Origin of the sequence: Shewanella sp. GXUN23E (genome assembly GCF_050865035.1) — a bacterium.
Lineage (GTDB): Bacteria > Pseudomonadota > Gammaproteobacteria > Enterobacterales > Shewanellaceae > Shewanella.
This window is the reverse complement of the sequence record NZ_JBOZWP010000007.1, coordinates 113,154-126,458: the sequence shown is the minus strand read 5'-3', so window position 1 is coordinate 126,458 and position 13,305 is coordinate 113,154. Positions and strand designations below refer to the sequence as shown.

The window sequence follows — 13,305 nt, the reverse complement described above, 5'->3', positions numbered from 1 at the left end:
TTACCAATCCTCACTACTATCAGTTTGGGTCAGCATCATCGCCTGGTCGTAGTACATCAAGAGCACAGGGTCTTCAGCAATCACATCGGCTGGCAGTTTGGCCGCTACATCCAAGATGCTGGCAAATTCTTGAGCCTCAAACAATTTTTTAAAGCCGACGCGCGCCGCTTCGATTCGAAGCACTTTCAGTTTTTTCTTGGCGGTTTTATATTCTTCAAACTCTTTAAGCAGAGAACGCTCACGCAGTTTTTCTAAGTCTCCAGCACTATTGGGGTCTGGCACATACCAGCGGTCTTTGGCCTTGGCTTTTAGCTCGGGCGCAGTTTTAGGCAAATTGCGCAGCTCCTTCCAGTTGGTCGAAAGGTAACTGTGGATTTGCACAGGCACGTCATCCAGGCCATCAAAGCAGAGGAAGTTTTGATTCAAGAGCTCACGCAGATCCAGCTGCACCTCTTTTTTACTCCAGCCACTCAACTGCTGCATAAACAGCGGATTAATGTCAGAGAATACCTGAGGTTTCTGCTTCAGTAACTGACGCAACCATTGAATTGCACTAGCTTCATCTTTCACGAACAGTGATGCTTGCACAAGCTCGCCGACAACAGCCTTCTTTTTGTCATACTCAGCGGCTTGCTCATCCAAAAAGAACATGCCATCACGTTCGATAAAGCGCTGTGCTAGCCCTAACTGAAACTCTTGGCTAGACACAGGCAATTGATAGCCTTTACGTACGTAATAGGCGACTAATTGGTCGAACAAAATACGAGAATCACGTTCTGGAATCTGTAGCAAAGAATTGCCTTGCAGCTTAACTACCGGCAAATACTGCAAATGGGTTCGAATAAAGTCCCATACTCCATTTTCATTACCGGCTTCTGTTTCAAATCTTTGTTCAAAACCGCCATTCGGCTTATAGGCTGAAATAACTAGGTCCTGTTTAACTGCTGTTGGACTAGTTACAGAACGAAAACTACGTTGTTTTTTATCCAAAGCCGCAACATTTGCAACAACAAAACCAGCATCTTGAAGACTTGTTTGTATTACATTCCAAACAGATGCTTGCGAATTTGAAAACTCTATCGTGACCCATCGACCAGGCTTTAAAGCTCTATACGCACTAATGAGCGCCTGCCGCATAAACCCACCATAACTCGTGAGGCCTTTGGATTCCTGAGTCTGCACTCTATGTACGACTGCCTCAGTAGAGTCATTGGTTATTACCGAATGCCACCCCTCCCAAATAGAGTTAAGATCAGAATAAAAAATATTACCACCAAAAGGTGGATCTATAAAAATATAGTCGATTGCATTCTCACAACTGCTTAAACTTATAGCGGCATCAGATGTAGATATTAAAGAGCCACCACTATGCAACCCTTTACTATCAAACAAATTAACTATATCCACCAATTTATCGGCGGCTAAACGGAATACATTCTGCTCTCTAACTAAGCTCGGTATCGTCAACTTTCCTTGTTGTCCACCACCACCACCGGTTCTATGTCGATACATATTCGACGAAAGCCACTGAATAGAAGTCAACCAATACTTAAGGGGGGATGAGTATTTACTAGATAGTGATGCTCGTTCCCACAATGCTCCTAGTGCAATTAAGTTCCTACGGGTATAGAAATCTGATGCTGTTTCAATACCTCTTAAATGTAAGGCATCTCTTTTATACTGCTCTTTAAACTTTCCCATTTCTCTGAGTGGCACACCATTTGGAAGTACTTGTTGCTCTATTCTCAAATGAAGCAACCTATCATCCTCAGAAAATGTCTTCTCTCCACGCATTTTCCCCGTTCCAAAGTTAATTTTCACAGGGACTTTTTTTATTCGCCGTAAGTATTTACCATCTACTGACATAGATTGTTCAAAAACCTTCTCAGCACCACTTTTGCTCAGCTGAGTATTACACTTAGGGCAATGGAATGAGTTTGAACTTAATATTCCTTTTTCATCTAGAGCAGCATCATGGAAAACAACTTCATTCTGGCAATTACTACATGAAAAAACATCGCTCCATACAACATAATTTATTCGTCCAATGATACCTTGTTCAACGTCTTTCGTTTCATACATCCAACCTAGCTCGCTTTCTACTTCTTGCAGCAAAGTGAAAGCTTCTCTTTTAAACTCACTAACATTAATTCCTGCCGTGTAGTTTTGGGCAATAAAGGTTGCGGCTGGAGATAAGTCATTTAAAAGTACTTTCCGTGCCCCAAGAACCGAAAAATCGGACCAAAAAATACTTCCGTTCTCATCTGTACTTTCACGTAATATTGAACCATCAGCTTTAACCTGATATCCCAAGGATAATACAGCATCGCGATCACCACACATCTGTGCAGCCACACCCGTCATACCAGTCCCGCAGAAACCATCAAAGACAATATCGCCAGGGTTAGTGTAATGCAGGATGTACCGCATAATCGCCTTATGGGGTACCTTCGTATGATAGGAGTGAGCGTTATAAATAGGGTCGTTTTTGCCTTCACTCACATCGGCAGCAAAAGGTTCGCGATGATATTGTTCACCCTCCGCTTGAGCTGGCTTCTCAGCCTCCCACTGGGCAATAAAGTCAGCAATCCAGGGATTTGGGCACGCGGTGTAATACGGCGGATCACTGAGGTTTAGAATGGCCTCGTCGGTGCCAATAGGGAAGCCTTCGATTTTTCGAAACTCGGGGTCTTTTAATTTTTCGGCCAACAGCTGGGTAAAATAGGCTCGGCGCTCGGTGTCATTGGCAAAAATTTTCCCTAGGCAGGTTACCGGACCATCGGACTTCTGGGGTATTTGCGATTCAGTAAAAAGTGCATCTTGCTGCATGGTGATTCTCTAAAACGTGATGGGCAGCAGACGCTGCCCAATAAAACAATTAACCTATGATAATACGCACTTTATCGTGCTCTTTACCCTGGCACTGAGCACTTAGAAGCTTTTTAAAACGCTCAGTAATTTCTTCGATGGTTTGCGGTAGTCCCTGACCAATCTCCGCAAGTAGCTTAGCTTCATCAATCCGCACTTCTTCCAGGCCATCAAGCACCTGGTTTACCGCCTCGATAAAGCTTGCCTCCAGTGGTTCTGGCACAGTGCCACTGGTGATAAAGGCCTCCAGTTCACGGGCATCTTCATCTTTCAACAAGTCCAACTTGATAAACGGATCATCGAGCAATCCTTTAAGGTTGGCTTGCCAATCGGTGAGCAGATTATCAAGCTTGTCATCAAGCTGTGTCAGCAACTGGCTTGCCTGGAGCAAAGATTCTGTACGCGGTGCAAAATCCACTGGACTCGCGTTAAGTTCAAATAACTTAACATCAATGGCTTCTGCGACTTTGAGCTTGGCAAATTGCTTGCGCCAATCTTGCAACTGCACAGAGGGCAGCAACTTAATGCCCGAAAGCATTTCCAATTGTTGCAGACGCGTGTCACATAAAAGTGCCTGCTTTTGTTTTTCTTCCGCTTTAGTAAGACGAGCCTTGGTGTACAAGCTAATAAAACGTTGCTGGTAGGCGGATTTCAGCTTTGTCAAAACACCTATCTGATCAGATTTAAAGGCGGGTGCTCGGCGCAATGTGACATCAGCCAAGCCGCTTCTTAACGCTGTTCTCGCAGTTGTAAGCGCAGTTTGCCAAGGGTCTTCGACCGTCAAAATCGCCTCTGCTTGAGTGAGGTACTCGGCATAGCCTTTAAAGTCATCGACCAACCCTCTAAGCGCCACAAATCCCTGCCAAGAAGATAGATGGGCGCTTTGCTCGCTCACCTCTGTCGCTGTGGCCTTATAGTTTTTCAGCTTACCAGGCGTATTAAAGCGCGCTGCGGTTTCTAAAAAGTCTTTGAGAGTACTCACCTGTTGGCTGAGTGTGTTGGCCTCAGCTTCTTCAAGCACATAGTTGCCCCACAGCGGCAGCCTAGACTTTATACTTTGCTGACCAAGGACTAACTCCTGCACAAGCTTTTCGCAGCGGACTATCATGTCGCGCACAACACTTTCATCCCCTTGCTGAATAGACGTCGCCAAACCTTCATTCATATCCAGCAGGCCAAGCATTGCCTTGATAGTCGCTATGTTGAAGTCACGTGGTGCTTGAATGTGCTTGAAGTCCTTTAGCACATCAAAAGGTACGGCTTTAAATTTCACAATATCGCTAGCTGTGATCTGATGCCCAACCACTGAAAGCTCAAGTTCACCGCTATGCACTAGACTTGCCAAGATAACCAGGAGCCATTCGGGCTCAAGCCGGAAGCTTTCTGGCATAAAGTACAGATGTGAATGGATTTGCTGTAGCAATTCCGCTTGATTCACCACTTGACCAGCATCTTTACTTGCTAGCACTGCCAATACTGCCTGGGCATAACGCGATTTAACCGGTTTAAGCTTGTCACCTTCTAACAGCTCGAGCGCATCGAGCACCGCATTAGCCCGCTTTGTCGCTGCGCCCCCCGCAATGAAGCCTAAAGCATCCATGGCAGCACTTTGAATATTGCTGTAGGTGATGTACTGGCTGAATGTGGGATACTCGGGCGCCAAGGACTCGAAATGATCACTCAAAATGACGCTGGCAACAGATTCAAAAATATCTTTTAAACTGCCAACCTGAGCGTTAGACATGCCAGTGATACCACGCACTGTTGCGCCTTTGAGCCAATCCATCATCGGCTTAGATTGGCCATTGTAGATGGCGACATAGGCGTCTTTGTAGTTGGCTTTTAGCCAGCTTTGCATTTCTTGCAGGTAAGCCTTGGCTTTAAGCTGATAGACATTTTTAGCATTACCCGTGGCCGTGGCTTGCAGCTCAATAGCAGCGGTATAGAATCGCAGGCTACGGTCAAAATCACTTGATGGGTTTTCCAGCACAAACTGGACTTCGTCCGAGCGAATAAATTCCTTTTTGATTTTAGGGGGATTTATTGGCTGAACAAAGTACATGTAGTAATCCAGCGGTGGTTTAGCGCTTTCGCGTTCATTGGGGGATCCCAAAAACAGCCATCCAGGGCGATTTACGTTACGGTTCAACCACTTAAGTTCATGCTGCCACATCTCGATGTTGGGACGAGTGACATCTGTCTCCTCAAGTATTTCCAACATGGCCGTGCGATAAGCATTGTTTAGCTGATCGTCCGCCAGCAATGGAACTTTGTTTTCAATGTAAGCGTCGAAATCTTCGGTTTTTTTCAGATCCAAATAGAACTGATCATTGGTTTTATTCTTGGAGAAAAACTGGCCATTTACGGTTTGCCGAATCTTGGTCAGCACCGCCACAATCTGGTTCTCGAGGTGTTTACTTTTCTCACCTGGTAGTTGTTCAATTAATGGTAGGTACAGGCACAGAGTGTCGCGAAGCTCTGCGGCTGTCGCGCCCATTTCATTGTAGATGTCACCCACCGACATGCGATGGATTGCCAAAGCCGCTACCAGACGTTTAGCAAAGTTCACCTCATGGGCTGCAGGATAAGCTTGGTCTATACGAGTAAATAAGGTTTCACCCACGTCAATGACTTGGCCAATTTCTGGGTTAGTTTTGGCACTGGGGTCGTTTCGGAGCTCTTCCCAATAAGTATCGTAAGAAAAAATTCCCGGTTCAGTCTCTGGTACCTCTTGCTCCATCAAAGCCTGCATTTGACGCGACAAGCTTCGTAGTACCTGACGCTGCTCAATACCGGCGCCACGCACCCTTTCAAAGGTAGTGATGTAATCAGGGTGCACAGGGAACATGCGCACGAATTCGTCGAGACGCTCATTCATCCGCTCAAAGCAATGGGTGAATTTCTGCAGGTAATCGCGGATCCACGCCATTTGCTGAGCATCTTTTTTTAACAGACGCTCTGCTACCACATATTTGATGTCATCGCGGGTGATAAGCACTTGCTCAGCACGGTCTCGAATGCGCTTGACCTCCTGAGAGGCAAAAGCAAGCTGTGTACTATCGAAGATCGCTTCTTGAACACCGCAAACAAACCGGAAACGCGTTCCGTCAGTGACTTCGCCTAGTACGCGCATCATGGCAATGTCGAGTGATAAATCTTGGGATTTACGAGCTCGCAGGTAATCCAGCATCTCATCGCAAATCAGCAACAACCCCTGATCAGGATACTTTTGATGGAATGCGCCCATCATTTCTTCAAGATAAGGTTTGTGGTTTGACGAAATTTGGTCCATCGCCGGGAATTGGAAATCGATACCGAAGTTTGCCAAACCTTTGGTTAAGTTATCAGTGATGATGTCTGCAAAAGGCTTCTTAGACGCCCCAATTTCAAAGCGAATAACTTTAAACTTGCCCGAAATTTTATCGGCGGCAGCACGTACTTTTTCATTGGTGATAAATTGTGCCAAATGCGGGAACTCGGCAACGGCAGAGAGTACAGACATCAAGTGTGACTTACCCGAGCCATAGTTACCCACAATCCACAGCGATTTATTATCGACGGACTCAGCAAATTGCAACTGCGGGATAATTACATCGGCCATTTTCACAGCCATCTTATCGGATATGACGTAAGACGACACCAACTGCTGCGCGCGTGTCTCTTCAGCGGCGTCATGTAATTTGATAATGGTTGTTACCGGCTCAAACTGAATGAGCTCTTGATACTTTTTCATCAACTCTCTCCATGCCCCGTTCTCCAGAGAACAGGCACACTGTTTAGATCTGCTTCCAAACAATCAAAATGATCAGGCTTGCCATGGCGTGAAAAGCTCAACACTTTTCCATCGTATTCACCAGGCCAATTTACGATTAACAGCCTCTGTCTTGACAGGGCTTTCAGGCACCTAAGTACATCCAACTCTAATGAGGGTTCAAACAAAACATGAATTCGGTCAAGTAATAACAGGCTGTCTGTATGACAGGTTATGGTCTGCTCTAACACACACTCAATATCCTCTACTCGGCCAGCATTTGAGAGTGGGAGAAGCTTCTCACACAAAAGCGACGACACCGACAGTTGCTGGATCTTGTCCAGCAACTTAAGTTCGTGTTCACATATCCCTACTAAAATCAGTAGTTGTTGACTTTGAAGAGCTAGCTGTTTTGCTTGCTCTTCAAGCAATTGCCCTAAGTCAACGTCTTGCCCGACCTCAAAACAAGCCATGAGATTAATTACTCTTGCTGATCATTGGTCAGGTGTGCGTATATAGCCACAGGTGTATTTGCGGGTGCCCATATTAACGGCCAATAGAAAGGTGCCCCCTTCCAGCCTCGTTCTTCTTCACCATTTTGTCTAAACAACATTAACATCGGTGAATCCTTAGCAGTATCCCGCGCGATCCTACCCTCAGTTGTCGCTGTATCAGGCGTTGCAACATACTTGGTGTGACTGCCTTTACTGGCAAGGCGGCTATTATTACGATCGGTAAGCCACAAGCACCAAATTTGGCCTGGGTCTGGTGACCTTTTGTCTAAATAATCAATGGCCGAATGTAGGCTCTGCCAGTCAAAACTGTACCCGTCCTCCTCTTCCATCAAGAGAACTTCTTCTATCAATGAGAGCAGCTCGTGCGCTTTTGATGTCGGGATCTTAAAAGGTTCTTTCCCTGCCCCTGTAGGATGCAATAAGGCCAACAGGGTATCGATTTTATCAGTAATCGCCCTAGTTTTACCTTTAGTCGTAGTTTGAAACCCTACAGGAAGTAGACGTTTGTGAGGCTTCAGCGTAGTAGTCTCAGTCAAAAGGATTTTGTTTGGGCTACACGGAATAACTGACCCATCCTTGGCCTTCTGTATAAAAACCACCCCTTGCTCAGGATTTTTCTCAATGGCTTCGCGCAAGGCTACGTCACTTTCATGCATACTTCGCATTGCATTGTAGATAGCAGGCTCAGTGTAAAAGCGTGTTACCGATAGGTCTTCTTTTGAACGATAACCATACATCCTCGAGTGCTGTAGCACTGTGTCTTGCTGGTATCTTGCCGGTCGACGTCCATAGTAAAAGCCGATCAATCGACCAATCGTGATCCCTCTGTCCAATATTTGCCCACCAATGAAGATGTTCAGCGGCGTGCGAAGCTTTAATTGGCCGGTTTCATCCAGTAAAGATTCAATTTCCTTTTCAGAATTAACTGTGGTGATGAGGAGTTCACCATCCACTAAAGCTTGTCGAGACCTTTCAAGCACACTCGAAAAAGGTGGCATAAAGTAGCCCGCTAAAATGACTGAGTGTGCCAACTCGTCGTAGGCCTCTTTCACCAAAGCAGTAAACAGCTTAGAAGAGTCATTTGCGGCATCTTTCAGCTGAACACTGAGCTCTTGGACCACTTGCTCTTGCCACTGGTGGGTAGCCTTTGAAACATCCGTGTGTATCAGAAAGCTGAATTTTTGATTACCTTCGTTTGCGTGCTTGGCCTGCAACTGGCGAATCGCGCCGCCAACCAAAAAATTCAGAAAAGCCTTTCGAAGCCCTTTGATGGCGTTAGAGCTGAGCACGTCCTCTAACTTAAAGCGTCGACCATCAGGCTTTTTAAGTGCAACCAACTCAGACAATGAAAGAGGGTGATAAAGATGGCTAACGACCGTATTTTCCTCTTCTACATCTGCAAAGTAATAGTCACTGCCAATGTATGCTTTGTTTACAGGCACAAGCTCGGTAAATGCTGGTTTTACCGGCTTAAACGTCTCACCCCGTATCTCGGTATTTTCTGGTTGCAAGTAAAGCGCATATGGAGTGGCAGTAACCTGCAAAAACGCAGCCAATCCAACATAGCCACGGAGTTCTTCCAGCTTAACCGCAGTTAAATTCGCGTCAACCTCACCTTTTTGCCTTTTAAAACCGACACTTGCATAATCAGCTTCATCGTCAATCAGCAGTACCTTTTTTTGCGCTAGTTCAGGATACTTCGTCGAGAAAAGCTGTACCAAACGGTCTAGGTTGTCTTTTTGTTTTTTAACCACCAGGATAATTTTTTTCTTTAGCTCATAGCCAACCAGCTCAGTCGGCATGTGCATGATGTCGAATACCAACACATCATCTTGATTACAAAAAGGCTTAAACTCACTTCTGACGCGCTCTTGAGTTTGCTTGGATAATGCCTTAGTTCCCTTAGTCAAGATGACTGAGACGTCATATCCGTTATCAAACGCAAGCCCCATGATCGCCATAAAGGTTTTCGTCTTACCGGACTGAATTTTACCCAGTAACATCCCTGGATGGTCACCTTGGGTTTTGAACTTTTCCAAGTTCAGGACTGTCGACTCAATACACCTACGTTCATCATCAGTGTATGGAAATTGAGCCGAGTTAAGAAAGTGTGTGTAATACGCACCATTGAGTATTAAATCATCCATTGAAATCTCTCTTCCCTAGCGAGTCTGCAACCAGCAAAATACAACCTACTACCGACGTCTAACATCTATTTAGTCAATAAAAATATCTCTTAAGTCAGCCGCTGAGTGTGCCAGAATACAAGAGGTGTATCCAGAGATTCGGTGCACAGATTCTGCCTTTCGCTACCGCTGAATATGCGATGGCATTGGACGGCTGATAGACAGGGTTAAAGGCTCAGCGATTACAGTCTCTCCGGTCATATACGACTTCTTACACCAATAGCTCTATCTCACATCACGACCGTCATTGACCAATGACTTCCTGGTCCGTTTTTCCCACCAACGTCTTAAAAAATGTCACGCACTTGCCTAAATCCTTTCGACTGACAATGTGTGCAGCCTGCTGGTCGCTGACCGAGCGATGCACGGCTTCTCCCCGCTTCACTATCCATTCATTGAGCTTACGTTGAACTTGTTCAGGCTCACCATCAATCCAAGTCCAACTTTCAGTCACATCCAAATCTAAGAAGCGTTGAAACATCCCTTTAGTCTTTTGGCTGTTCGGGGTGTGAAAGTACCTAAGTTCACGCTCCAACGTGGCCTCAATAAAGTTGCCCGCTTTTGAGCCCTTGAGTACCCGCAAGTCAGCCTCCAACCGCTCTGAAATCACATCTTCTACATAGGTTTCCCATGCGGTCAGGGTCATTATCAAAGCTGCACGTTTTAGCTCTTCAGGCTCTCGGTTCTTGTCTTCGGCTTTATTGAGCTTGTCGTACACCTCCAAGATCCGCTCGGCATCCAGTATCGCATTGTCAAAATTGTCCTTTGCCTTGGTCACGAGTACATCCTTATCTCTGTTTCTTATTTTGTTGAAAGTCTATCCAGCTGAAGAACTGATGCAGGGGATCACAGATTTTGTCCATTGGCGATACATGTCCACCGATAATGACCCCATGTACCGACAATGCGCGCTCTGCTTTGCGCTTGTTGATTTTGCGCGACAAGCCACTTGACAGTGAAAACTCCCCATCACTGACCAAGAGGATATCGGCTTGCTGCCACTGTTGCTCATCACTTCTTTTAAGTGCAAGGTTAAGCGGGCCTTCGGCGTCGGTACCGCCACCAAAAGACATGGATAAAAACAGTATCATCCGCTCCAAGCCCTCGGCATCAGGCGTTAACTCCAGCTCCTCCACTTCACCCCGGCTACCGAATAGATAGACATAACAAGCCCTTTGCTCAGCTTTAGCGGTGCCGATACATTGCAGCACCAAAGCTTTGGCGACGTTTTCTGGCGTGCCACTCATGGAGCCTGACGTATCAAGGCAGACAATCATGGGACCACGGTTCTGATTCTTACTCGCCCCGGCCTTTTGCTCTTTAATCTCTTGCTCAATTTCAAACTGCTCAGTGATGACCTCCGTTCCCTCGAAGGCATAACAGAGCAGAGCATGCTCTGCCCGCCTGGCATGCCAGAGTTTTTTAAGGACGGGATGCCCAAGAAACGCGGCTTCTTGGGGCAACATTCTGCTGATGGAGTCAGAGCGGGTAATGCCTTTGGTTTCCATAGGGACCAGGGGAGTCGCAATTTCTTTATTGCGCCTGTGGCTGACACTCATTTTTGAGACTATTTCTTCAATGATGGGCTCGCCGTCGCAATCCTTCATACGCCCTAAGGTTTCAATCACTTCTTTTAGCTTAGGAATGTGCTCCAGCAGTTTTTGCAGGCGCACCATGTTTATCCAACCATGGCTTTGAAGCACGCCTTTAGACAAATCCCAGCCAAGCCCAGTTATCAAACCCAAGTCCGTAAACACCTCTTGCAGACTTTGCCATACTGCGATTCGCTCCTGCCAAGTATCCGGCAAGGCAAATCCTGAACCTTTGACGGAGTCGATGGTTTGTTGCCAGGCCTCAAGCTCAGCTTTTAGTTCACAATCAAGACGCTGAGCATCAGATAGCACTAGCGTTTTGGCGTTCTTGGTTTTACCTGATGATTTACTGTTACCCGCACTGACACGACGTCTTTTCTGATTTTGCTCTAGCTCTTGCCTTAATTGCTCAAGTGCCTGCTGCTGATAAACCAACGCCAACTGCTGACTTAACCTGTTTGCATGACTATGTGCACAGTCAAGAGCCGACAGTAAGTCGGCTAGCAGCGCATCGGTGACTTGTGGATTATCCCGGCAGAAAGGGGCTACACCAGAGCTAACAACAGTATCCCGAATGCGTTGCTGAACGGGCTCGGGTAACCAGGGGCATGGTGGAGTAACCTCTCCACCAGCCAACAGCTGATTTCTGAGAGTCGAAATGGCCTGACATCGAGATGTTAGTTCACCGCCTGTCAAGGTTACTACCGCAGGAAGCAGTTCTTCGGGTAACAAGTCTATCGCGGCAAATTGATGGTCAAAACGCTCCATCAGTCCGACCGCAACAGGCTTGGTTGACGATAGTTCAGTCACAGAGTTCCCCCTCAATGGCTTCCTCCTCATCTTCATTGACGGAGTCCTGCTCAAAAGCATCACTCAGTGACAGAGGTTGTTCTCGTGGCAAAGCTTCAAAGCCTTTGATGACTTTATTGACACGTTTCAGAAGTTCTTGGGTATGAGTAAGAGCTGACTCCAGACTGGCGGTAATGGTTGGTAGCATTGCTTCATCCAACCACAGATGAGAGCTAAAGACAGACTCGGCGGATGACAATTGCTCTTGTAGAGCCTCAATTTGGATTTGAATTTGAGATTTTAACTTACCAACCTCATCCAAGCGCCCCTTGATGTGGGAGTCTGAATGGCGAAATAGCTCCATAACCTTCTCAAATTCAACATCCTCGAAGATAGGTGAGTTTTGTTGACTGTCGTATGACCTAGTTTTTCTGTTGGTGGTCACATTACCGTTATATGAATCCTTGTATAGCAGCTCTCCTTCACTATTTTGTTTATGAACTTTCCCCTTCTGGTTAGTAGTTTCCTTCCCCTTTTCGTCGAGGTATAAAGGCCTGCCACGCTCGTCATATTTTTGCCGTTGTTCAGCCTTATCCCTCTTTAATTTTTCTTCCCATATGGCTAGGACTTTTGAAAAGCTAACTAAATTAAAATCACCCTTTATTGCAGCTGACTTTTGATAGATCTCTTCCAGTGCCTCAAACTGCTCAGGCTTATTCCACAAGCAATGAGGCAAAATCCAAGCGTCATAGTTAGTCACCTGAGTTTGGCCTGATGTAAATGCTGAGACCTTCATCAACTTAACAACCTTGCGCCAGCGCCTGTCTGAAACGACGATGTTTTCCTGTGCCAAATAGCGCCTAAAGTCACTGCATAACTCTTCCACTGATGGGCTCAAGGCAACTTTGCCTGCCAGTTGTTGAATTTCCTTCAAATCCTCAAGCTTGAGTCTAATGTTAAGCTCTGGGTCACAGACCTCGCCTGTCAGGTTAAGCAACTTGGTAAAACTGTCATCAGAAACTGGATGGACAAAGCTTCTGAGCATAAACCTGTCGTACAGGGCGTTTAACTCTTCGCCTTCGGGTAACTCATTACTGGCCGCCACAACTGAGATCAGTGGTACCGATACTCTGCGATTACCGTTATCAAACTCACGTTCATTAAGCAGCGTCAGCAGGCTGTTTAAAATGGCACTGTTGGCTTTAAAGATCTCATCAATAAAGGCCACTGAAGCTTCCGGCAAATAACCGCTAGTCAGACGCTTATACTGGTCCTGCTCTAAAGCCTGAATAGACAAGGGGCCAAACAGCTCTTCTGGCACAGAGAAACGAGTCAGCAATCTTTCGAAGTAATTGGCTTCCACAAACACGCTTTTAAGACGCTTTGCCAATTCACTCTTGGCAGTACCTGGTGGGCCAATGAGGAGCACATGCTCTCCCGCTAATGCAGCTAGCATCAACAGCTTGATTTGATCTTCACGCTCAAAGAGGCCTTTGCTCATCTCTGCCATTAAGCGTTTAATTTTGTCTTTACGGTTTAGCATTACCATTGGGGTTTGATTGGTCACTGTGACGTCCTTATTTTGTTTATTCGGTCCCTGAGTA

At 46.1% G+C, this 13,305-nt stretch carries 7 protein-coding genes; all 7 read right to left on the bottom strand.

Going from position 1 to position 13,305, the window contains the following annotated elements; translation table 11 throughout:
* Entirely contained in the window at positions 1-2,829 is a 2,829-nt protein-coding gene (locus ACRRUX_RS08820) for a DNA methyltransferase (protein WP_432529297.1), read from the bottom strand.
* Positions 2,830-2,878: 49 nt separating this feature from the next.
* Positions 2,879-6,601, bottom strand: a complete 3,723-nt coding sequence (locus ACRRUX_RS08815) for a DUF6079 family protein (RefSeq protein ID WP_432529295.1) — start codon at positions 6,599-6,601, stop codon at positions 2,879-2,881.
* A complete protein-coding gene (gene brxF, locus ACRRUX_RS08810; protein WP_432529293.1) occupies positions 6,601-7,092 on the bottom strand; it encodes a BREX-3 system P-loop-containing protein BrxF in 492 nt (163 codons plus the stop codon). Before brxF ends, ACRRUX_RS08815 begins: the two co-directional genes overlap by 1 nt.
* An 8-nt stretch (positions 7,093-7,100) precedes the next feature.
* Positions 7,101-9,281, bottom strand: coding sequence for a Z1 domain-containing protein (locus tag ACRRUX_RS08805; protein ID WP_432529291.1), 2,181 nt, complete (start codon positions 9,279-9,281; stop codon positions 7,101-7,103).
* A gap of 283 nt (positions 9,282-9,564) precedes the next feature.
* Entirely contained in the window at positions 9,565-10,098 is a 534-nt protein-coding gene (locus tag ACRRUX_RS08800) for a HEPN domain-containing protein (RefSeq protein WP_432529289.1), read from the bottom strand.
* A 10-nt stretch (positions 10,099-10,108) separates the two neighbouring features.
* Positions 10,109-11,722, bottom strand: coding sequence for a VWA domain-containing protein (locus tag ACRRUX_RS08795; protein ID WP_432529287.1), 1,614 nt, complete (start codon positions 11,720-11,722; stop codon positions 10,109-10,111).
* A complete protein-coding gene (locus ACRRUX_RS08790; RefSeq protein WP_432529285.1) occupies positions 11,715-13,268 on the bottom strand; it encodes an AAA family ATPase in 1,554 nt (517 codons plus the stop codon). The genes ACRRUX_RS08795 and ACRRUX_RS08790 overlap by 8 nt, the downstream gene beginning before the upstream one ends.
* Positions 13,269-13,305 lie beyond the last annotated feature (37 nt).

Bases quoted from the DNA above. Each gene is read 5' to 3' on its own strand.
- ACRRUX_RS08805 (WP_432529291.1), bottom strand. From the start codon at position 9,281: ATGGATGATTTAATACTCAATGGTGCGTATTACACACACTTTCTTAAC.
- brxF (WP_432529293.1), bottom strand. From the start codon at position 7,092: ATGGCTTGTTTTGAGGTCGGGCAAGACGTTGACTTAGGGCAATTGCTT.
- ACRRUX_RS08820 (WP_432529297.1), bottom strand. From the start codon at position 2,829: ATGCAGCAAGATGCACTTTTTACTGAATCGCAAATACCCCAGAAGTCC.
- ACRRUX_RS08815 (WP_432529295.1), bottom strand. From the start codon at position 6,601: ATGAAAAAGTATCAAGAGCTCATTCAGTTTGAGCCGGTAACAACCATT.